This is a genomic window from Kribbella sp. NPDC048837 (assembly GCF_055586945.1).
The window spans coordinates 1,016,443-1,037,529 of the sequence record NZ_JBVJHF010000001.1 but is presented as its reverse complement, the minus strand read 5'-3'; the positions used below and the strand labels follow the sequence as shown (position 1 = coordinate 1,037,529).

General features: G+C 70.4%; 20 protein-coding genes. 12 read left to right on the top strand and 8 right to left on the bottom strand.

Annotation, left to right across the window (positions count from 1 at the left end; genetic code table 11):
- Positions 1-3 precede the first annotated feature (3 nt).
- The gene (locus ACZ6O0_RS04820; RefSeq protein WP_465763470.1) at positions 4-1,008 is read left to right on the top strand and encodes a DUF2278 family protein; all 1,005 of its coding nucleotides are present in this window, start codon (positions 4-6) and stop codon (positions 1,006-1,008) included.
- A 1-nt stretch (position 1,009) separates the two neighbouring features.
- On the opposite strand, the gene ACZ6O0_RS04815 is transcribed toward ACZ6O0_RS04820, so the two are convergent.
- The gene (locus tag ACZ6O0_RS04815) at positions 1,010-1,642 is read right to left on the bottom strand and encodes a LysE family translocator (RefSeq protein ID WP_465763469.1); all 633 of its coding nucleotides are present in this window, start codon (positions 1,640-1,642) and stop codon (positions 1,010-1,012) included.
- A gap of 93 nt (positions 1,643-1,735) precedes the next feature.
- On the opposite strand from ACZ6O0_RS04815, the gene ACZ6O0_RS04810 reads away from it, so the two are divergent.
- Together ACZ6O0_RS04810 and ACZ6O0_RS04805 are read left to right on the top strand one after the other, a co-directional pair.
- Positions 1,736-3,037, top strand: a complete 1,302-nt coding sequence (locus ACZ6O0_RS04810; RefSeq protein WP_465763468.1) for a BNR-4 repeat-containing protein — start codon at positions 1,736-1,738, stop codon at positions 3,035-3,037.
- Between the two features lie 23 nt (positions 3,038-3,060).
- Positions 3,061-4,197 carry an MFS transporter gene (locus tag ACZ6O0_RS04805; protein WP_465763467.1) on the top strand — a complete coding sequence of 379 codons (1,137 nt, stop codon included), beginning with the start codon at positions 3,061-3,063 and terminating at the stop codon, positions 4,195-4,197.
- Here the strand turns inward: ACZ6O0_RS04805 and ACZ6O0_RS04800 are convergent.
- Positions 4,166-4,747, bottom strand: a complete 582-nt coding sequence (locus tag ACZ6O0_RS04800) for a TetR/AcrR family transcriptional regulator (RefSeq protein WP_465763466.1) — start codon at positions 4,745-4,747, stop codon at positions 4,166-4,168. The two genes, ACZ6O0_RS04805 and ACZ6O0_RS04800, sit on opposite strands and share 32 nt — an antisense overlap.
- Before the next feature lie 84 nt (positions 4,748-4,831).
- On the opposite strand from ACZ6O0_RS04800, the gene ACZ6O0_RS04795 reads away from it, so the two are divergent.
- The gene (locus tag ACZ6O0_RS04795; RefSeq protein WP_465763465.1) at positions 4,832-5,929 is read left to right on the top strand and encodes a serine hydrolase domain-containing protein; all 1,098 of its coding nucleotides are present in this window, start codon (positions 4,832-4,834) and stop codon (positions 5,927-5,929) included.
- Here ACZ6O0_RS04795 and ACZ6O0_RS04790 read toward each other — a convergent pair.
- Positions 5,898-7,340: an alkaline phosphatase PhoX gene (locus ACZ6O0_RS04790; RefSeq protein ID WP_465763464.1), complete on the bottom strand. Its 1,443-nt coding sequence runs from the start codon at positions 7,338-7,340 to the stop codon at positions 5,898-5,900. The two genes, ACZ6O0_RS04795 and ACZ6O0_RS04790, sit on opposite strands and share 32 nt — an antisense overlap.
- 140 nt (positions 7,341-7,480) lie before the next feature.
- On the opposite strand from ACZ6O0_RS04790, the gene ACZ6O0_RS04785 reads away from it, so the two are divergent.
- A complete protein-coding gene (locus ACZ6O0_RS04785; protein WP_465763463.1) occupies positions 7,481-7,945 on the top strand; it encodes a hypothetical protein in 465 nt (154 codons plus the stop codon).
- Here the strand turns inward: ACZ6O0_RS04785 and ACZ6O0_RS04780 are convergent.
- Both ACZ6O0_RS04780 and ACZ6O0_RS04775 read right to left on the bottom strand, forming a co-directional pair.
- Complete coding sequence (locus ACZ6O0_RS04780; RefSeq protein ID WP_465763462.1) at positions 7,924-8,556, bottom strand: hypothetical protein; 633 nt, start codon at positions 8,554-8,556, stop codon at positions 7,924-7,926. The genes ACZ6O0_RS04785 and ACZ6O0_RS04780 overlap by 22 nt on opposite strands.
- Before the next feature lie 257 nt (positions 8,557-8,813).
- Positions 8,814-10,121 (bottom strand): S8 family peptidase, encoded by a 1,308-nt coding sequence (locus ACZ6O0_RS04775; protein WP_465763461.1) that lies wholly within the window; start codon positions 10,119-10,121, stop codon positions 8,814-8,816.
- A 66-nt stretch (positions 10,122-10,187) separates the two neighbouring features.
- On the opposite strand from ACZ6O0_RS04775, the gene ACZ6O0_RS04770 reads away from it, so the two are divergent.
- The 3 genes from ACZ6O0_RS04770 to ACZ6O0_RS04760 all read left to right on the top strand — a co-directional run bounded on the left by ACZ6O0_RS04770 (position 10,188) and on the right by ACZ6O0_RS04760 (position 13,908).
- On the top strand, positions 10,188-12,791 hold the full coding sequence (locus tag ACZ6O0_RS04770) for a CHAT domain-containing protein (protein WP_465763460.1): 2,604 nt from the start codon (positions 10,188-10,190) through the stop codon (positions 12,789-12,791).
- 68 nt (positions 12,792-12,859) lie between these two features.
- Positions 12,860-13,444, top strand: a complete 585-nt coding sequence (locus ACZ6O0_RS04765) for an RNA polymerase sigma factor (protein ID WP_465763459.1) — start codon at positions 12,860-12,862, stop codon at positions 13,442-13,444.
- Positions 13,441-13,908 (top strand): hypothetical protein, encoded by a 468-nt coding sequence (locus ACZ6O0_RS04760; RefSeq protein WP_465763458.1) that lies wholly within the window; start codon positions 13,441-13,443, stop codon positions 13,906-13,908. The genes ACZ6O0_RS04765 and ACZ6O0_RS04760 overlap by 4 nt, the downstream gene beginning before the upstream one ends.
- 3 nt (positions 13,909-13,911) lie before the next feature.
- On the opposite strand, the gene ACZ6O0_RS04755 is transcribed toward ACZ6O0_RS04760, so the two are convergent.
- From ACZ6O0_RS04755 to ACZ6O0_RS04745, 3 genes are read right to left on the bottom strand one after another with little or no spacing between them, the layout of a single operon-like run.
- Entirely contained in the window at positions 13,912-15,366 is a 1,455-nt protein-coding gene (locus ACZ6O0_RS04755) for an aldehyde dehydrogenase family protein (RefSeq protein WP_465763457.1), read from the bottom strand.
- A 60-nt stretch (positions 15,367-15,426) separates the two neighbouring features.
- On the bottom strand, positions 15,427-16,251 hold the full coding sequence (locus ACZ6O0_RS04750; protein WP_465763456.1) for an IclR family transcriptional regulator domain-containing protein: 825 nt from the start codon (positions 16,249-16,251) through the stop codon (positions 15,427-15,429).
- Positions 16,252-16,289: 38 nt separating this feature from the next.
- A complete protein-coding gene (locus ACZ6O0_RS04745; protein WP_465763455.1) occupies positions 16,290-17,762 on the bottom strand; it encodes an amidohydrolase family protein in 1,473 nt (490 codons plus the stop codon).
- 193 nt (positions 17,763-17,955) lie between these two features.
- Here ACZ6O0_RS04745 and ACZ6O0_RS04740 point away from each other — a divergent pair, with 193 nt between their 5' ends.
- Genes ACZ6O0_RS04740 through ACZ6O0_RS04725 form a run of 4 tightly spaced genes read left to right on the top strand, consistent with a single transcriptional unit; the run spans position 17,956 to position 21,087 of the window.
- Complete coding sequence (locus ACZ6O0_RS04740; RefSeq protein ID WP_465763454.1) at positions 17,956-19,083, top strand: CaiB/BaiF CoA transferase family protein; 1,128 nt, start codon at positions 17,956-17,958, stop codon at positions 19,081-19,083.
- Complete coding sequence (locus tag ACZ6O0_RS04735; protein WP_465763453.1) at positions 19,080-19,856, top strand: citryl-CoA lyase; 777 nt, start codon at positions 19,080-19,082, stop codon at positions 19,854-19,856. The genes ACZ6O0_RS04740 and ACZ6O0_RS04735 overlap by 4 nt, the downstream gene beginning before the upstream one ends.
- Before the next feature lie 11 nt (positions 19,857-19,867).
- Complete coding sequence (locus ACZ6O0_RS04730; protein ID WP_465763452.1) at positions 19,868-20,731, top strand: DODA-type extradiol aromatic ring-opening family dioxygenase; 864 nt, start codon at positions 19,868-19,870, stop codon at positions 20,729-20,731.
- The gene (locus tag ACZ6O0_RS04725) at positions 20,728-21,087 is read left to right on the top strand and encodes a hypothetical protein (RefSeq protein ID WP_465763451.1); all 360 of its coding nucleotides are present in this window, start codon (positions 20,728-20,730) and stop codon (positions 21,085-21,087) included. The genes ACZ6O0_RS04730 and ACZ6O0_RS04725 overlap by 4 nt, the downstream gene beginning before the upstream one ends.

Below are 21,087 nucleotides of genomic sequence, written 5' to 3'. Positions count from 1 at the left end.
GCCATGCCGTTGAAGTCGTACGGCGTACTGGTCGGCCGAGCGGTCGACGCGCGCCGGGAGAGTGGATCGGACACCCCGCACTACCAGGTCCGGCTGGCGGATCCGGACGGGGTGAACTACCGGATCGCGGTGAACGTGAAGTCGCAGGAGTACCCGTCGGAGCTGTTGTACCGGGTCGACGAGGACTTCCGCCATCCGGTCACCGCGCAGCTGACCGGGCTCGCGCCGGGATGGCACCGGCTCGACACCGGACCGGCCGGGGTGAATCTCGACTATGTGCGGCAGACATTGTTCGATCGCACGCTGCTGCGGCCGCTGCCCGCGGATGTAGCGGGACCGGGCAACGACCTGGCCGATCTGCTCGACGACCAGGTGCAGCGGGCGATCCGGGAGCCGGCCGCGGTCGTGTACGCGTTCGGCGAGCGGTGGGGGCCGGAGGACGGCGTACCGGACAAGATCTTCGGGTTCCGGCCCGGCAACGGGGTGCACGACATCCACATGAACCAGGGCAACGTCGGTGCGTTCCGCAAGGACGACGGGGTCTGGCAGGACGGTGCCCTGATCATCTCGCTGCCGGACCAGCAACGCTGGGTCGGGATCTTCCTGGCGTTCCAGAGTCAGTCGTGGCACACCGACGACAAGACCGGCCACACTCTCGTCGACGCACCGGTCGAGGAGTTCGGCGCCGAGGCTGTGCGGATCGTCGCCGCGTTGATCAACCCGGTCGGGCCCGCGCCCGAAGCCGAGACGGTCACCGTGCTGAACGCCTCACCCGAACCGGTCGACCTGACCGGCTGGCACGTGGTCGATCGCGCGCTGCATGTCGGCCCGATCCCGGCGGGGGTCCTCGAGCCCGGGGCGACGCTGTTGATCCACCTCCCGCAGACCGTCCAGCTGGGCAACAAAGGTGGCGAGATCACCTTGCTGGACAACGCCGGCCTCAAGGTCCACGGCGTCGCCTACACCGCCGAGCAGGCCCAACGCTCCGGCTGGACCGTGGTGTTCTGAGTCAGCGGAGCAGGGCCAGGCGGACGCCGAGGCCGATGAAGATGCCGCCCGTGGCGGTGTCGATGTTGCGGCGCGCCGTACGGCGGGTGCGCAGCCAGCTGCCGATCCGGCCGGCGAGCAGCCCGACCGTCCCGTCGACGAGGAACTCCAGCACGATCAGGATCGCGCCGAGGACGACGAACTGCAGCCAGACCTGACCGCGCCCGGGATCGACGAACTGCGGCAGGAACGCGATCGTGAACGTCACCATCTTCGGGTTCAGCAGGTTCGTGGTCAGGCCGGCCAGGTACGCCTTCCGCCCGGACATCGCGGCGCCGGCGGAGGGTGCGTCGTCGACGGCGTCGTTCCGGTGCCGGATCATCTGCACGCCGAGATAGATCAAGTAGGCCGCGCCGACGATCCGGACGGCGGTGAAGGCGACCGGCACCGCCGCGAACAGGGCGACCAGCCCGGCCGCTGCCAGAGCCACATGCACGGCCTCACTGGTGGCGACGCCGGCCGTCGCGAGCAGACCGGCTCGCGGTCCGCTGCGCATCCCGCAGCCGAGGATGAACAGCATGTCCGGACCGGGCGTGATCATCGCGATGGTCGTCGTCAGCAGGAAGGCGAGCAGAAGGTGCTGGTCGATCAGCATGCCGCGAGTCTTTCACGCACGTCCGACAGGATTTGACCACATGCTGGCAAGCGCTTGCCACACCGGTGTGGTGGTCTGACAAACTGTCGGCCCATGAGCCTGCCTCGGGTGATCAACGACAACGGTGCGTGGTGCTGGTTCCAGGACGAGCGGGCGGTGGTGGACCCGGTCGGCCAGGTGCTGGTCGTCGGGTCGATCGCGGCCCCGGAAGGTCCCGGGGGAGCCGAGCGGGCCGGCAATGTCGAGCTGACCGTCGTCGATCTGCGGACCGGATCGAGCGAGGTCGTCGTACTGCATGAGCGGTTCGAGGCGGACGACCACGATGTGCCCGCGTTGTGGCGTCGTCGGGACGGTCGATGGCTGGCGGTGTACACGAAGCACAAGACCGACGACCTGACCCGCTGGCGGGTGAGCGAACCGGGTGACCCGCGGACGTGGGGGCCGGAGCGGACCTTCGACTGGAGCGAGTTCACCGGCGGTCGCGGGGTCACCTACTCGAACCTGCACGAGCTGGACGGACGGCTGTACTGCTTCGCGCGAGCGGTCAACGACGATCCGTGCGCCTTGGTGTCCGACGACGAGGGCGATACCTGGGCCTACGCGGGCAAGCTGTTCACCCGGCCGAAGGTCGGCTACGTCAACGGCTACACGCGCTACGTCTCCACGCCGACCCGCGTCGACCTGGTGACGACGGACCACCATCCGCGCGACTACGACAACTCGATCTACCACGGCTACCTCGAAGCCGGCGCGCTGCACCGGACCGACGGAACCGTGGTCGACCCGGTCGCGCTCGACGGCGACGCGCCGTCGCAGGTGGAGCTGACCACGGTGCTCGCGGCCGGGTCGAAGTGGGACGGCGAGCCGATGACCCATTGCTGGACGATCGACATCCGGCGCGGATCCGACGGGTCGCTGGCGGCTGTCCTGCTGGCCCGCCACGACACTCCGGACAAGCCCGCGGACGCGTTCGAGCGGCTGCATCCGGTGCCGGATCACCGCTTCTTCTACGCTCGCCTCACTCCCGGCGGCACGTGGCAGGTGCGTCCACTGGCCAAGGCCGGACCGGGTCTCCTGCCCCACGAGAACGACTACACCGGCCTGGTCGCCATCGATCCCTACGACCTGGACTCGCTCTACGTCTCAACGCCGATCGACCCCCGCGACGGAACCGCGCTGGCACATCACGAGATCTTCCACGCCTGTACGGCGGATGCCGGTGCGACCTGGACGTGGACACCGGTGACGGAGGACTCCGCGTCCGACAACCTCCGCCCGATCGTCGCGCCCGGTGATCCGACCCGGGTCCCGCTGCTCTGGTTCCGCGGCGACATGACCGCGTCCCAGCACTACGACTGCGAGATCGTCCTCCGGGATGCGCCGAGACAGAGATAGTACCAAGCGGTACCATCACGTCCATGGGTGTTCCGGTGCGGCGGTTGTGGGTGGCGGTGCTGGCGGGGTACCTCGCGTTCGGGGCGACGTTGCAGGCGTTGCCGTCGTACGTGCCGGAGAAGTTCGGCGGGGGTGCGCTGGCGAGTGGGACCGCGGTGGGGATCGCGTTCCTGGCGACGGCTTGTGCGCGGCCGTTCGCGGGGTGGCTGGCGGATGGGGGATGGTCGCGTCCCGTGGTACTGAGCGGGGGAGTGCTGGCGGCTGTCGGGGGCCTTGGGCAACTTCTGGCGCCGGACCTGGTGGTGTTGCTGGCGGCCCGGCTGGTGATGGGGGCGGGGGAGGCGGCGTTGTTCTCGGGTGCGTTGCCATGGGTGCTGGCCGGGACCCGGATGACGCAGCGCGGACGGTTGGCGGGATGGTTCGGGCTGTCGATGTGGGGTGGGCTGGCGGCCGGGCCGGTGATCGCGTCGCTGGTCGGGGACCAACGGGTCTGGTGGGTCGTCGTGGGCCTCGCCGTCTCGTCGGCGATCCTGGTGTCGACGACACGCTCCGATCCCGGCCGGGTCGAGCCGTTGGTCCGGATCCGGCGGATCCGGGATCTGGTGCCGGCCGGCGTACCGTTGCCAGGAGCAACCATCGGGCTGGCGGCGTACTGCTACGGCACGGTGGCGGCGTTGCTGGTTTTGCGCTTGCGGGCCGACGGCATCGATGTCGACCACGTCGCCCTGGCGCTGTTCGCGGCGTCCTTCCTGCTGGTGAGGTTCGCGGGCAGCCCGCTGGTCGATCGGTACGGCGGTCGCGCGGTGGCCGTGTCGACCGTCTCGCTCGAGATCCTCGCTCTGGTCGGTCTTGCGATCGCCCGCGGTCCGGTGAGTGCGCTGGTGTTCATCGTGCTGGCCGGATGCGGCATGGCGTTGGTCTATCCGGCCTGTGTGTCGATGACGCTGGACCGTGTGCGGGGATTGCGGCCGGGGGTATCGATGGGCGTGATGACGTCGTTCTGGGATCTCGGCGTGATGGCCGCCGGTCCGCTCGGTGGATTCGTGGCGGAGCAGGCCGGGTTCGCGGCCGCGTTCTTCGTGGCGGCCGGCTTCGCGGCGGCCTGTGTGGCCGTGTGTGCGGTGTTCCTCAGGCCGCGTCGAGCAGTGTCTCCACGATGACGCGGGCCTCCGCGCCGAGGCCGGGATCCCGGTCGATGGCACTGATCAGCGTCGCGCCCTCCAGTACGACGACCAGCTGGCGGGCCGTGGTGGCGGGATCGCGGACGCCGGCCTCGGTCAGCAACCGGCCGAACAGGTCGCGGTAGAAGGCGAGGTGGTCCTGGGCGAGTCGCCGCGGCGCGTTGTCCTGGCCGCGGTCCTCGGTGGCCGCGTTCATCATCACGCAGCCGTGGAACCCGGCTTCGGCGTACCAGCCCGCGACCAGGTCGAAGACCGCCAGGACCCGTTCCCGGCCGGGGTCGGCCTGGTCGACGGCGTTGTTGTACCAGGCGCGGACGCGCCGGGCCCGATCGGTGAGGACCGCCTCGATCAGGCCTTCCTTGGAGCCGAAGTTCTTGTAGATGGTGAGCTTGGACGCACCGGCCGCCTCGACCACCTCGTTGATCCCGGCCGCGTGGATGCCGCGCCGGGCGAAGACCTCCGTCGCGGCCGCGAGGATCCGGGCCTTCGTCGCCTCCGGGTCAAGTCGTTCTCCGGCCTTGACCGGCATACCGCACCACCTCCTGCGGGCCATAATACCGATCGGTGTTATCTGGGCTGGCGCTAGATAAGAACGATCGGTACTATCGCCGTCATGATCAACGGCTGGACGGCGGCGGGACTCGAGGATGTGGCCGGGGCGTTCGAGCGGAACTTCAGCGACCGCGGTGAGCTGGGTGCGGCCTTCGCGGCGTACCGGCACGGGCGACTGGTGGTCGACCTGTGGGGTGGGACGGCCGACCGGGACACCGGCCGGGCGTGGGACCGCGACACGGTCCAGCTGATGTTCTCCGGGACCAAGGGACTCGCGGCGGCGTGCGTACTGCTGCTGGTGCAGCGCGGCCGGGTGTCGCTCGACGATCCGCTCAGCCGCTACTGGCCGGCGTTCGGTGCCGAGGGCAAGGGTGCGATCACGATCGCCGAGGTGCTGTCGCACCAGGCCCGGCTGCCGTGGGTCGAGGCGGGGTACGCCGATCTGCTCGACCATGACGTGATGGCCGCACACCTGGCCGCGCAGGCGCCGGCTGCGGATCCGCGGGCCGCGTTCATGTACCACGCGGTCACCTGGGGCTGGCTCGTCGACGAGCTGGTACGACGCGTGGACGGCCGGACCGTGGGCCGGTTCTTCGCCGAGGAGTACGCCGTACCGCTCGAGCTCGAGGTGTGGATCGGTCTGCCCGAGGAACTGCACTGGCGAGCGACCACGATGGTCGCGCCGGAAGGTGTTCTCGTGGACGGACCGTGGACGGAGTTGCGGCGGCCCAACCCGCTCTGGGTGCCCGGTGCCGAGAAGATCTGGAACAGCTTCGAGTACCGCGGCGCCGGCCTGGCCGCGGTCGGTGGCTACGCGACGGCCCGGGGGATGGCGCGGTTCTATGCATCCCTCGTCGGCGACGTGGACGGCGTCCGCATCCTGACGCCGGAGACGGTCGCGCTCGGACGCCGGGAGATCCGGCGCGGCATCGAGCCGACCTGGGGGAGCGAGATGGCGTACGGCGCGGGGTTCGAACTCCAGTCCGATCCCGTCGGCACCTTCGGTCATCCGGGAGCAGGCGGCTCGCGGCACGGCGCGTGGCCGGGTCGCGAGACCGCCTACTCCTATCTGATGAACGAGGTGCGCGTCGCTCCGGACGAGCGCCCGCTCACCCTGCTGTCGGCACTCAGCCGAGGTAGTCGCGCCACGGGCCGGTGATGGCCAGCGTGATCCCCGGGGTCTGGATGTTGACGAAGAGGACCTTGCCGTCGGCGGAGAACGTCGGGCCGGTGAACTCGGAGTCGTTCAGCATGTTGCGCGCGATCGCGTACGTCGGTCCGCCCGGCGTCGCGCTGAGCACGTGGCTGCTGGCCTGGCCGTCCTCGGCGAGGATCAGCGAGCCCCACGGGGTGACGGTGACGTTGTCCGGACTGTCGAAGTTGAAGTCGTCGTACTTCGCCTCGGCGCCCATGTTGGCCGCGGCACTCTCGGGGAAGTAGGTGACCAGCTGGATGGTCTTCGCGTCGTAGTTGTAGAACCAGACCATGCCGTCGTGCGGCACTGCGTCGGCCGGCAGGTCGGCCGTGCCCGACTCGGCGTAGGAGTTCACGACGTACACACCCTCGCGGGTGCCGTAGACGCCCTCGAACTTCTTGCCGCGGGTGATCTGGCCGTCGGTGAACTGCTTGCGGACCGACACGGTCGCGCCGTCGCGGTCGGGCACCGGCACCCACGTGACCCGGAACGGCCGGAGCAGCTGGGCCGAGGTCAGGTAGGCGACGTCCGGGATCGGCTTGCCGTCGTCACCCAGGATCGCGAGCGCCTCGAGGGTGCCGAAGTCCTTGTCCTGCAGGTCCTTCCAGCTGCGCGAGCTGAGCTTGTAGCCGCGCGGCGCGGACCAGCGGTAGAACGTCCCGTTCGGGCCGGAGGCGTCCTCGGACAGGTAGATGTGGGTGCGGTCCTCGTCGATCGCGAGGGCCTCGTGCGCGTACCGGCCGAGCGCCTTCAGCGGCACCGGGTGCGCGGTCTTGCCGTCGCCCCAGACCTCGAAGACGTAGCCGTGGTCCTTCAGCCGGGTGGTGCCGTTGGCCTTGTTCTCGGTCTCCTCGCACGTCATCCAGGTGCCCCACGGCGTCGGGCCGCCGGCGCAGTTGGTGATCGTGCCGGAGATGCCGACCCACTCGCCGAGGTTGGTGCCGTCGCGGTCGACCGAGATGACCGTGCAGCCGCCCGCCGCGCCGACGCCGGCGTCGTAGACGGTGCCCTCGACCGGCGGGACGCCGAGCGGGTCGCCGGCGCCGATCTCGTGGTTCTGGATCAGCGTGTAGGTGTTGGGCCGGCTACCGGCGAAGACCGCGGTGCCGTCGTGCAGGGTCGGGGTCGGCTGACCGCTCTTCAGCTTGGTCTGGCCGGCCTGGGTGACGATCCGGTACTTGAACCCCGGCGGCAGCGCGAGCACGCCCTTCGGGTCGTCCAGCAGCGGCGGGAACGGGCGGTGCTGCGGGAACGGCCCGTGGTGCGCCGCGGGGGCGGCTTCGGCGAGGGACGGTACGGCGCCGACGGTGGCGAATCCGACTCCCGCGGCACCGGCCGCGGCACCCCGTAGGACGGAACGACGTGCTACAGACATAGATGCTCCTTGGTGCGTGTTGTGATTGTGATCCTTCATGCCGATGGCTGACAGACGGCAAACAGCACCTGAACAACTGCCTGGTAACCGGGGTGCAACGAACGGGCGGCGGACGGCGTCTACTGTGGGAGGTGATCGTGATGCGCAGAGTAAGCGTGCTGGCCGTGGCCGCGACCGTCCTACTGGTTGCGTGCGGCAACGAATCCGGAGCCGGAGGGGAACCGTCGATGACGCCCACGAGCAGTCAGTCACCAGCACCCGAGCCGACGTCGCCACCGCCCACGTCCGGGCCCACGTCGCCACCGCCCACGTCCGGGCCGACGGAGCCGCCGACGCTGCCGGCGGACCCGGTCGAGCAGGCCAGGGCCGACCTGGCCGCCCACCTGCGCGTCGATCCGGCCCAGGTGACGGTGGTCAGCACGGCCGAGGTCACCTGGCGCGACGGCAGCCTCGGCTGTCCGGAGCCCGGCATGTTCTACACCCAGGCCCTGATCCCGGGCATCCGGACGATCCTCGAGGTGGCCGGCGAGCAGTACCACTACCACTCCGGCGGCAACCGGCCACCGTTCCGCTGTGACAACCCTCAGCCCCCGGCCGGCGGCTGATCCTCGATCGGATCAGTGCTCCCCGGCCCGCCCAGGATCGGCCGGAGCCGGCGCAAGGCCTGGTTGGTGAACAGCCCGGCCAGTGCGCCCATCGTGACGAGGACGGTCACGCCCGCGGTCGATGTGGTCTCGTCGCCGATGCTGATCAGTCCGGTGTTCACCGCGACCACCACGACCGCTCCGAGCAGCGCTGCCCAGACGGGGAACAGCACGTACCACCAGACCTGACCACTTCGCAGCCGGTCGTACCGGGCGTACTGCGCGAACGCCAGCCCCTGCTGGACGACGCTGCCGACCGCACCCGCGGCCGCGCCGACGATGAGCAGACTCATGTTCAGCGTGAGTGGGATGTCCAGCCCCCACCAGGTCAGCGACCGCGTCGCGACCGTCCCGGTCGGCGCGGTCTCCTGCGCGGCGACCAGTTGCTCGGCCACGCCGTACGACGTGACCAGCCAGACGAACGCGATCAGGCCCTCGAGGGCGTTGACCAGTCCGGTGACGCGGCGCACCGCCGGCGTCATCGCGGACGCCGCGGACCGGCCGCGTCGTCGTGCCTTGTCCGGCTTGGTCGGCCGGACGCTGTCTGCCGCTTGCGCGGACGTCACATCCATGGTGGCCACTGTGCTTCTCCCCGACAAAGTTCCTGATGTCTTCCGGAGCCGCGAGGACCGGCCGGAGATACGTCCGGAAAGTTTCTGGAAAAGGGGTGTATCACCGTCCGCTGTCGCGGACTCCGCACCAATGTGGGGGGATGCCTCGGAGTTGCCCCAGGGGGGAGAGCAACCGGAGGCGCTGCAGGGGGAGGGCTGACGCGGTGTGGGGTAGTCCGGTGGTCAGGCCGGTGCCCACACCGTGTCAGCGCGTTCTCCTACGCCTGACCCAGTGAGGTCAGAGCGTCGCCGGCCCGCAGGACCGGGCCTACGCCGGGCTCGGGTTGCGTCATAGCGAACGCCAGCAACGCGTCGGACGCCTGCTTGGCGTTCTCACCCGTCACCGACATCCGTCCCGCGATCAGCGCGGCGACCAGTGGTGTCGCGAACGACGTACCGCTCCAGCGGGCCATGCCGACGAAGTCGCGCAGCTGGCCGGCGTTCGGCGGCTCGGTGCACTCGTAGGTGCCGGTCAGGAACGCGTTCACCAGGTTCTCGCCCGGGGCGTAGACGTCGACCCAGCTCCCGAAGTTGCTGAACGACGCGCGGTCTCGCCCGTTCTCGGCCAGTGCTCCGACGCCGACCGTCTCGGGGAAGGCCGCCGGCCAGAAGTAGTCCCGGGTGCCTTCGTTGCCGGCCGCCGCGACCAGGGCCAGGCCGTTGACGCGATTCAGCCGGGTCTTGATGAACACGTCCAGCCCCAGCGCCGGCAGGTCGAAGCGGGTCCGGGTGCCGGCCGACAGGCTGATGATGTCCGGTGCCAGGTCGAGCACCTCGTCGAGTGCCTCCGCGAGATCGAACTCCCACATCGCACCGGCGGTGGGGAAATAGCTCTTCACGACGATCTCGACATTCCGGGCGATCGCCCGCATCACACCGGCGATGAAGGTGCCGTGACCGGCGTACGGCTTGATCCGCCCGGCGCCGTCGAACGCGTCCTCCGGGTCCCCGGTCACCCCGGCCAGCCAGTACGCCGCCGGTGCCTCGGACCAGCCGACGTCCAGGACGACGACCTTGACGCCGCGCCCGTCGGCCGAGCCGGCGGACAGGAACGGAGTCGGCAGCGCCGGGTCCGGCGGGATGCCGGGCGGCACCTCTTCGGGCTCGGTGGCGGGACACGGACTGACGCTGGGGCAGACGTAGAACAAGTGCTCCGGCGTGACCACACCGCGGCCGAGCCGCAGATCGGCGTACCTCAGGAAGCGCTGGGTGATCGACGGATCCTCGGGCGCGGCCGGCGGCACCTTGTCGGGGAGCTTCAGCCGGGTGATGCCGCCGATGCCGCCGTCGGCCGGGCTGCCGCCGCCGAAGAGCTCGACCACCCGGCCGAGGTCCTCGTCGCGGACCAGGACGGTCCCGGCGCGGCACAGGTACTCGGCGCCCTCCGGCCGTTTCTCCCAGTCCTGCGGATAGACCTCGACCTCGCGGCCGTAGGCCTCGAGGATCAGCCTGATCTGGGAGACGAACTTCCGCTCCGATGATTCGTGCGTTTGACTTCCCCCGTTGCCGTTCCCCTGCTGGGCCATTTCCTGCCTTCCCCCTGGATCGAATGAATCGAATGAAATGGTGCAACCGGCCGTTATCATTTCAGAATGCCGACGGCCGGGGGGAGTGTCGACGCGGCGGTTGTGCCGGAGTCTTTGCTGCCGCTGGCGTTGTCACGCCCACATGACGCGATCGCGGCGGCCCGATCCCTGCTCGCCGGGGAGCCGCCGGCCGCCCCGGCATCCGTTGCGCACCAGGCGACCGGCATCGCGCTGCGCCAGCTCGGCGATGTGAACGCGGCGATCCGGGAGCTGCGGACCGCGTTGCGCCTGGCCGAGCGATCCGGCCGGCCGGAGCGTGAGGCGGATGTGCTGGCCACTCTCGGCGCGACACTCGGCCGGGCCGGACGCAGCCGCGAGGGACTGGCGAACCTCGGCCGTGCCGTCGACCTCAGCCGCGGTGCCCTCACCGGTCGGGTGCTGGTGCGGCGTGCCGACGTGCTGCTCGTGCTGGGCCGGCATCGTGAGGCGCTGGACGATCTGCGGCTGGCGATCCCGCGCCTGCGTCGCTCCGGCGATCAGGTGTGGGAAGCGCGATCGCGCAACTATCGCGGCTTCGTCCAGCTCGCACTCGGCGGGACCAAGCGGGCGGACGCCGACTTCGCCGTCGCCGAGCGGCTGTACGCCGCCACCGGCCAGGAGTTCGAGTACGCCGAAGCCCGCCAGAACAGGGGATTGGTCGCGTTCTCCCGCGGCGACCTGCCCGCGGCGCTGGGCTACCTCGACGAGGCCGGGCGGCGGTTCGCGGCCGTGGGAGTTGTCTGGCCGGATCTCGCCATCGACCGCTGCGGCGTACTGCTGGCGGCCGGACTGAGCACCGAAGCGCTGGCCGAGATGGATCAGGCCATCGTGCGGATGGAAGCCGAGGGCGCGCAGGCCACCAAGCGCGGCGAGCTGTGGTTCGCGGCGGCGGCCGCGGCGCTGGCGACCGGTGATCTGCCGGCCGCGCGGGACCGGGCCGATCGGGCTCGGCGGTTGTTCTCCGCGCAACGTCGTGAGTGGTGGTCGGTGCGCTCGGCAATGGTTCAGCTGGAGGCTCGCTACCAATCGGGTGAGACGGGTCCGCGGTTGCTGCGGCGAGTGAGTGAGGTTGCTCGTCGTCTCGACGCGCTTGGTGCGTCGGAGGCGTCGGCGGCGCATCTGCTGGCCGGTCGATTGGCGCTGGCCGATGGACAGGCGCGGACCGCGGATCGCCATCTGGAGCTGGCCGGACAGCGCAGCAAGGACGCGCCACCACTCGCGCGGAGCGCGGCCTGGCTCGGCAAGGCGTTGCGGTCGGAGGCCCGGGCCGATGTCCGCGGCATGCTGACCGCTTGTGGGCGTGGCCTGGACGCACTCGACGAGCATCGGCTGACGATGGGTGCCACCGAGCTTCGGGCGCTGGCCACCGGTCACGGCGCCGAGCTTGCGGAGCTCGCCCTGCGCGACGCGCTGCGGCGAGACGACGCGAGCAGCTTGCTGATCTGGGGAGAGCGCTGGCGAGCCACCGCGCTCACTGTTCCGCCGGTGCGTCCGCCGGACGACGAGCAACTCGTCGGCGACCTGGCTGCACTGCGAGACGTCGTACGGCGTCTCGACGCGCATCCGGACGTGGCTTTGGAGCGGGAACGGCGGCGGCTGGAGAAGGCCGTGCGGGAGCGGGCGCTGCAGGCTCAGGGACAAGCGATGCGTGGGGCGACGGGTCGCTTCGACGTCGACGAGTTGGCCGCGGCGTTGGGTGAGACCGTGCTGGTCGAGTTGATCGAGGTCGACGACGTACTGCATGCCGTGGTGGTCCGGGACGGGACGGTCAGCCGGCACACGGTCGGGCCGGTCGGCACGGCGGCGGTCGAGGTCGAGCGGTCGCGGTTCCGGTTGCGCTGGCTGGCCCATGGCCGGTCGCAGCGTGGTCCCTCGCTCGACGTGCTCGGTGCGCGGCTCGGCGAGGCGATCCTCGGGCCCGCGCAGGACCTGCTCGGTGGTCGGCCGGTGGTGATGGTGCCGCCGGGCCGGCTCCAGGCACTGCCGTGGGGGCTGCTGCCGTCGATGGCCGACCGCCCGGTGAATGTGGTGCCGTCGGCGGCGACCTGGCTGCGGGCGCGCCGGCTGCGACCGCCGTCCGATCGACGCGTGGTCCTGGTGCTCGGGCCTGGGCTGTCGGCAGGCAAAGCTGAGGTCATGCGGCTCGCTCAGCGCTACCCGGAGGCGACGGTGCTGGCGAACGGCGACGCGACGGCGGAGAAGGTGTTGCATGCGCTCGACGGTGCGTGGATCGCGCACATCGCCGCGCACGGCACCTTCCGGTCCGACAGTCCGCTCTTCTCGTCGCTGCGGCTCGACGACGGTCCACTGACCGTGTACGACTTCGAGCGGTTGCAACGGGCTCCGTACCGGTTGGTCTTGTCGAGTTGCGATTCCGGTCTGGCGAAGCCGGTCGGTGCGGATGAGCTGCTCGGGTTGAGCAGCAGCCTGATCCCGCTCGGGGCGGCCGGCATTCTCGCGAGCGTCGTACCGGTGAACGATCCGGCAACCGTGCCGTTGATGACGGCCTTGCACGACAACCTGCAGGCCGGGCAGTCGCTCGCGGCCGCGTTCGCCGGTGCTCGGGCCGCGGCCGCCGACGACCCGGTGGCCGTGGCCGCCGCGCGGTCGTTCGTCGCGCTGGGAGCCTGAGCTCATGTATCACCAGACGCCGTACCGACTCCGTACTGGTAAGCGGTCCGGCGTGGAAGGGAGATGACATGCGGGACGACCCGACTGTCGTCGACCTGGTCACCCGGGCCAGAGACGGCGACAAGGATGCGTGGGACGAGTTGGTGGAGCGGTACGCGCCACTTGTCTGGTCGGTGTGCCGTCGCTACCGGCTGGCACCCGCCGATGCCGACGACATCGGGCAGAGCGTCTGGTTGCGGCTGATCGAGCATCTGCCGGGTCTGCGGGAGTCCGCGGCCCTGCCGGGCTGGATCGCGACGACCACCCAGCGCGAGTGTTACCGGCTGCTGCGCGCGTCGAGCCGGGTCGAGCCGGTGGACCCGGCCGAGTCCAACGACGTTCCCGAGCAGGCGATCGCCGAGGAGGAAGTGCTCCGGCACGAACGCCGGGAGGTGATCCGGGCCGCGTTCCGTCAGTTGTCGCAGCGCTGCCAGGCCCTCCTGACCCTGCTCACCCGTGATCCACCGACGGCGTACGACGAGATCAGCAGGCTGCTGCAGGTCCCGATCGGCAGCATCGGCCCGAACCGGGCCCGCTGCCTGGACCGGTTGCGCCGTACCCCCGCCCTGGCGCTCCTGGTCGCCGGGGGACCCGACGACGAGACGAGGAGGTGAGCACCGTGGTGGAGCTCGACTGGACCGACGACGAGCTGCTGGACGCCTTACGAGACGCACTGGCCACGACGGAAGCGGTGCCGCGGTCGTTCGTCGACGCCGGCAAGGCTGCCTTCGCCTGGCGCACGATCGACGCCGAACTGGCCGCACTCACCTACGACTCGGCCTGGGACGCGCCCGAACTGGTGGCGGTCCGCTCGGAGAGCGCGACGCTGCGGTCGCTGACGTTCGCCTCCGACGGCTGGACGATCGAGCTCGAGCTCACCCCGGACGGGGTGCTCGGCCAGCTCGATCCACCGGAGGCCGGCACGGTCAGCGCGCGCGGCGACGGCGGCAAGTTCGCCGAGGCCGAGATCGACGACCTCGGCTTCTTCGCCCTCCGGCCGGTTCCGACCGCGCCGTACCGCCTGGTCTGCCAGACCAACTCCGGCACGACCATCCTGACCGGCTGGGTCACGCCCTGACGGTCAGAACGGATAGGGCGCGATCTCGGGACGGACAGTCAGCCACTGCGTGTCGGTGAACGCTTCGATGTTGGCCTCCGCGCCACCGAAGCGGGCGCCGGTGCCGGAGCCACGGAGGCCGCCGAACGGCGCGTTGACGGCGTCGCCGACGGTCTGCTCGTTGATGTGGACGATGCCGGCCGGGACCGCGTCGGCGACCGTCATGGCCAGGCCGACGTCGCCGAGGATGCCGAGCGACAGCCCGTACGGCGAATCCGCGGCGAGCTTGATCGCGTCGTCGACCGAGCCGAACGGCACCACCGGGGCCACCGGCCCGAAGACCTCCTCGGCGTACGCCGGCATCTCCGGCGTGACCGATGACAGCACGGTCGGACGGTAGAAGAGGTCGTCGAACCGGCCGCCGGCGGCGAGCGTCGCACCGGCCGTGACGGTCCGGTTGACGAGGTCGTGGATCCGGTCGCGCTGGCCCGCGTCGATGACCGGGCCGAGGGCAACCTGCTCGGTGGCGGGATTGCCGATCGGGAGGTGGGACGCCTTCTCCGCCAGCAGTCCGACGTAGTCGTCGTGCAGCGAGTGGTGGACCAGGTGGCGGCCGGTGGTCATGCAGATCTGGCCCTGATGGCTGAACGAGCCGAAGGCGCCGGCGCTGGCGGCCTTCGCCAGGTCCGCGCCGGGCAGGACGACGAGCGCGCTGTTGCCGCCGAGTTCGAGATGGACGCGCTTGAGGTGTTCCGAGGCGGTCCGGCCGACGATCCGGCCGGCTCTGGTGGAGCCGGTGAACGACACCACCGACACCTCGGGCGCGGTCACGACCGCTTCGCCGATGTCCGGTCCGCCTGGCAGCAGTGACAGCAGTCCGTGCGGAAGCCCGGCCTCCTGGAAGATCCTGACCAGGACCACGCCGCCCGAGACCGCGGTCCGCGGATCGGGCTTCAGCAGTACGGCGTTCCCGAGTGCCAGAGCCGGCGCGACACTGCGGATCGACAGGATCAGCGGGAAGTTGAAGGGCGCGATCACCGAGACGACACCGACCGGACGCCGGCGCGAGAACGACCAGTGGTCGGCCGCCGGGAGCACGTGGCCCATCGAATGCGTCGGGAGCGCGGACGCCTCGAAGCATTCCGCCGCCGCGGTATCGGTCTCCACCGCCGCCTTGGGCCGAATCGATCCCGCCTCCCGGACCAGCCAGTCCTGGATCTCATCGGCGTACTGCTCGAACAGTAGGCCGGCCCGGCGGAGCACCGCGGCGCGTTCGGCGGGCGCAGCGACCGCCCACTCCCGTTGTGCGGCCGCCGCCCGGGCAGACGCGCGTACGACGTCCTCCGGTGCGGCCAGGCCGATCGCACCGAGCTGGTCGCCGGTCGCCGGTTCGACCACGGCTCGTACACCGGCCGACCCCGGCGTCCAGGAGTTCACGAAGATCTTTTCGGCCCACAGATCGGGCGAGAGCAGCACCATGTACCGACGCTAGGAACGGCGAGCCTCGTCAGGACATCACCCTTCCGCTGAGTGAAAGGGTCAAGCGGACGTTTGGCGGCCGGGCTGGTCGACCTCGACGTGCGGACGGGACTGCCAGAGCGCCCACTCGGCGCTGACGTCACCCGCGGTGCGCAGGAGTTGCGGGAGGTGATCGTGGAGGAGCTTCTCGGTCGAGGTCTCCGCGGCGTGGACGGTGACGTTCATCGCGGCGCGCACCGTGCCGGTGCCGTCGCGGACCGGCGCGGCCACCGAGCGGACGCCGGGTGCGAGCTCCTCGTCGGCCAGGGCCCACCCGCGCGCCCGGATCTCGGTGAGCTCGTCGCGGAGCTGCTCCGCGGTCCGCCCGATGTACGGCGGCAGCCCGGCCCGGCTCGGTTGCGCGAGGACGCCGGCCAGCTCGTCGGGGGAGAGGGCGGCGAGCAGGACCTTTCCCTGTGAGGTCTGGGCGGCCGGGAAGCGGGTGCCGATGTCGACCCGGAGCGCGATGATCTTCGGCACCGACACCCGCGCGACGTAGACGATGTCGGAGCCGTCGAGCTGGGCCATCGAGGACGACTCGCCGGTGCGGGTGACGAGGGCCTCGAGATGCGGTTTCGCGATGTCCCACAGCCCGAGGGACCCGACGTACGCCATACCGAGGGTCAGCACCTTCGGCGTCAGCTGGAAGGCGCCGTCGACGGTACGGACGAAGCCGAGTTCCTCGAGCGTCAGCAGGAGGCGGCGCGCGGTCGGCCGGGCGAGGCCGGCCGCGGCCGCGACCTCGCTCAGGGACATGGTCCGGTGGTCTGCGTCGAAGCAGGCCAGCACGTCCAGGCCGCGCGCCAGTGACTCGACGAAGTCCGGGCCCGCGCCGCGTCCTGCCATCAGCGTTCCTCCAAGGTTGTCGATCGGCCGGCCCGAGCCTACGACCCCGGCTCGCCGAAGATGGTGCCGCGGGCCTCGCGGGTCGAGTCGGACTTGTACTCGGTGTACTGGTAGGGGTTGTCGAGCACCTCGCCCTTCGGCAGCTCCGGGTTCATGCCGCTCGCCCACGCCTCCTCGCCGAGCGACGCGCGGAGGTAGTCGACGGTCGCCTCGACGCCACTGCGTACGGCGGCCAGGTCGCAACCCACCAGCCGGTTGGCGAACTTCACCACGCGGCCGTCGACGATCACCGTGTGCACGTCGCCGCGCTGCGCCTGGAACGCCACGTGCCCGTAGGGATTGACGAGCGGGAACGACACCGGCGACGCGTCGTTCTTGATCAGTATGACGTCCGCCGTCTTCCCGGGCTCGAGACTGCCGAGGTCGTCCCGGCCGAGCGCCCGCGCGCCGCCGCGGGTCGCCCAGTCGACGACGTGCTCGGCCCGCAGGTGGCTGTGGGTCACCGTGGCGCCCTTCATGTGCGCCTCGAGATGCTCGCGGGCCCGGTCGGCGCCGAGCGTCGTCCGCATCGCGCTGAAGAGGTCGCCGCTCCACCAGACGCTGGTGTCCATCGACAACGAGACCGGGATGTCGTGCCGGCGGACCTGCCAGGTGGGTGGGTAGCCCTGGCCGGCGCTCTGCTCGGACTCCGTCGAGACCGAGATCGATCCGCCGGTGGCCGCGATCCGCTGGTAGGAGTCGGTGTCGAGGGTCGCCGCGTGCACGTAGATGTTCTTCGGCGTCATGAAGCCGTTCTCGTGCATCAGCCGGATGCCGTCGTCGTTGGTCGCACCCCATACCCCGGCGTGCGTCGTCACCCCGAGGTCGAGCTCACGGGCGACCTCGAACGCGGCGCGCTCGGGGAAGGCCGGGTCGCCGGTCACGTCGAAGGCGAGCTGGAGCCCGAGGCTGGAGTCGTCCCGGAGCCGCTCCAGGAACGCGCGCACGGCCGGATCGGCGGACCACTCCCACGGACCGGCCTGAATGTTGCCGTAGGCAAGGACGAACCGGCCGGGGACGGCCCGGAGCGCGTCGACCGCGGCCTCCGCGTGACCGACGCTCTGCAGTCCGTGCGACCAGTCGACCGTGGTGGTGACGCCGGCCTCGAGGGACTCCCAGGCCGACGTCAGGTTGCCGGCGTAGATGTCCTCCGGCCGGAACGTCTTGCCGTGCTCGAGGTAGTACCAGACGAAGTACTGCGTCAGCGTCCAGTCGGCGCCGTACGCACGCATCGCGGTCTGCCACATGTGCCGGTGGGTGTCGATCATGCCCGGCATCACGATGCCGCCGGTCGCGTCGATCTCCTGGGTGCCCTCGGGGACGTCGAGCGCCTTTCCGACGGCGGCGATCCGGTTGTCGACGATCAGCACGTCCCCGTCGGTGACGACCGTGTGGTCGTCGTCCATGGTCAGCACGGTCCCGCCGCGCAGCAGCACCGGCCGGCCCGCCAGCGGCGTCTCGGCAGTGGTCATGATTCCCCTCCAGAAGAGTGCCCGGACATACGTCCGCCTGACGGTCATCAGGGCGATACGGTCACTATCGAAGCGGTCGGGAGCGCTGTCAAGGTCTCGTCTCCGGGCGGTTGACACCGCCCGGATCATGGTCGGAGACTGAGGCGGTCAGAGTTCTGCGGACAACTGTCCGTATCCGCTTCGGGGAGGTCGCGTGACGGGTCCGCTGTCCGGATTGCTGGTCGCCGATTTCTCCCGGATCCTGGCCGGGCCGTACGCGACCATGCTGCTGGCCGACCTCGGCGCGGACGTGGTCAAGGTCGAGGCGCCCGGCGGTGACGACACCCGGTCCTGGCAACCGCCGGTCCGCGACGGGATCTCGACGTACTACCTGGCGGTGAACCGGAACAAGCGGTCGATCGCGCTCGACCTGAAGGACGCCGACGACCGGGCGGCCGCGCAGGAGCTGGCCAGGCGCGCCGACGTCCTGGTGGAGAACTTCCGGCCGGGCGGGCTGGCCCGGTTCGGGCTGGACTACGAGACCGTTGCCACCGGCAACCCGCGGCTGATCTACGCCTCGATCAGCGGCTTCGGCTCCGGTCCGAAGGGCGCGGAGCTGCCCGGCTACGACCTGATCGTGCAGGCGATCTCCGGGCTGATGAGTCTGACCGGCGACCCGAGCGGTGAGCCGTTCCGGGCCGGTATCTCGGTCTTCGACGTGATGGCCGGCCTGCACGCAACCATCGGCGTGCTGTCCGCGCTGAACGCCCGGCACGAGACCGGCCGTGGTCAGCACGTCGAGGTCAACCTGTTGTCGTCGGCGCTGTCCGGCCTGGTCAACCAGTCGAGCGCGTACGTCGCGGGCGGCGTCGTACCGATGCGGATGGGGAACAGCCACCCCAGTCTCTTCCCGTACGAGCCGTTGCCCTGTTCCGACGGGGACCTGATCATCACGGCCGGGAACAACAACCAGTTCCGCCGGCTGACCGAGGTGCTCGGCGTCCCGGAACTGGCCGACGACCCGCGCTTCGACCGCAACGAGAAGCGCACCGCGAACCGGGATGAGCTGCGGCCGCTGCTGGTGGAGAGGTTGCGGACCAGGACCCGGATGGACTGGTTCCGCGACATCATCGCCGCGGGGGTGCCCTGCGGTCCGATCAACACCGTCGACGGCGGAGTGGCCTTCGCCGAGGACATCGGCCTGGATCCGGTCGTCACCGTCGGCTCGATCCCGACCGTGCGGAACCCGATCACGTTCTCCGGCAGCGCCGCGTCGTACCGGCTGCCGCCGCCGGAGCTGGACGAGCACGGCGCCGAACTACGAAAGTGGCTGACCACATGAGCTTCCCGACTTCGCTGGGTACGTCGACCGCCGACGAGATCCGCCTGCTGGGACAGGACCTCACCGCCGATCTGATGGGCAAGGTCGGGTTCGGTGAGCTGGCGTTCTGGCTGGTCGCCCTGCGGCGGCCGACCCCCGGTGAGACGCGCGTCTTCGAGGCCGTGCTGGTTGCGCTGGCCGATCACGGCTTCACACCGACCGCGATCGCCGCTCGCCTCACCTACCTGTCGGCACCCGACTCGCTCCAAGGTGCGCTCGCCGCCGGCCTGCTCGGCGGGGGTTCCCGCTTCCTCGGGGTCACCGAGGACTGCGGGATGTTCCTGCATCAGGCGCTGGAAGGGCGGGAGGAGCCGGCCGATGACGCCGGGTGGGACGCACTCGCGCTGGAGGTGGTGCAGCAGGCGAAGGCGAGCGGGAAGTACATCCCTGGCCTCGGACATCCCGTGCACAAGGTGCAGGACCCGCGGACACCCGTCCTGATCGGGATCGCCGCGGAGGAAGGCCTTCGCGGACCCCACTTGCAGCTCTTCGAGGCGATCGGGCGGGTGCACGAGCAGGTGCTCGGCCGCAAGCTTCCGCTGAACGGTGCCGGGGTCTGCGGCGCCGCGCTCGCCGACCTCGGCCTGCCGGTCGAGCTGCTGCGTGGGTTCGCCTTGCTGGCCAGGGCGGCCGGTCTGCTGGGTCAGATCGCCGAGGAACGCCGCCGCCCGATCGGCATGGACGCCTACCTGACCGTCGACCGCAACGCGGTGTACGTCGATCCCGCAACCTGAAGGAGAACCACATGGCCACCGTCGCCGCGGTCATCGCCTCCACGCACCACCCGTTCTACTACCGCGCGAGTACCGCCACCGGTGCCGACCGGCCGCCGTTCGCCGACGAGTGGGTGGCGAAGATCGAGGCGTTCCGGGAGACGCTCACCAAGGCCCGGCCGGACATCCTGGTGATGGTCGGCAGCGACCACTTCCACCAGCTCTGGCTCGACAACATGCCGCAGTTCCTGGTCGGCAAGGCGCCGTACTTCGACGCCAACTGGTACAACGAGGAGCGCGAGTTCGGGCTGCCGCGGATGACGCTGGCGGGGGAGGAGCGGCTGGCCGGGCACATCCTGCGCAACGGGCTGGACGCCGGCTTCGACCTTGCCTTCAGCAACGAACTGCGGATCGACCACAGCATCACCTGCCCGATCATCACGCTCCGCCCCGAGGCGGACCTGCCGATCGTGCCCATCTACACCAACATCTTCGCGCCGCCGCTGCCCCGGCCGGGCCGGTTCGTCGAGCTCGGCCGGACCATCCGGCAACTGGTCGAGTCGTGGCCGATCGACGCGCGGGTGGCGATCATCGGCACCGGGCACCTGTCGCTCGAGCTCGGCGGGCCGCGGCAGTTCGGCGCGCACGGGCCGGATCCGGAGTTCGATCGCAAGGCGGTGGACTGGATCGCGAGCGGTGACCTGGACGGCTGCCTCGCCGAGGTCACGCTGGACAGCCTGCACCAGCCGGGCAACGCCACCCACGGGTTCATGGACTTCATGCTGATGATGGGGGTGGCCGGCGCGGGCGCGAAGGCGGACCACGTGGACTCGCTCGACCTCTTCCACACCATGGAGGCCTACTTCACCTGGTACCCGAACGGAGTGCCGGCATGAGCAAGTACCTGCTGGACAAGTTCCTCTACACCGTCGACCGCGACCCGGACCTGGTCGAGCGCTATCGCGAGGACGCGGCCGGCACCGTCGCCTGGTGGGAGGCGGAACTGGCGAACCAGATCCTCAACTGCCACACCGGTGAGCGCTCCACCTGGCTCGCGTTCACCGACGAGGAGCGGACCGCGTTACGTGAGCACGATCATGTCGCGCTGTTCGGGCTCGGTGCGCACCCGTTCCTCACGCTGACCCTGTTCATCGCGATGTTCGAGCGCGATCATGGGCCGCTCGAATACCAGAAGGCGTACGGCCGCGCGCTGCAGCATCTGTCGTTGCCGTATCCCGATATCGCCACCTAA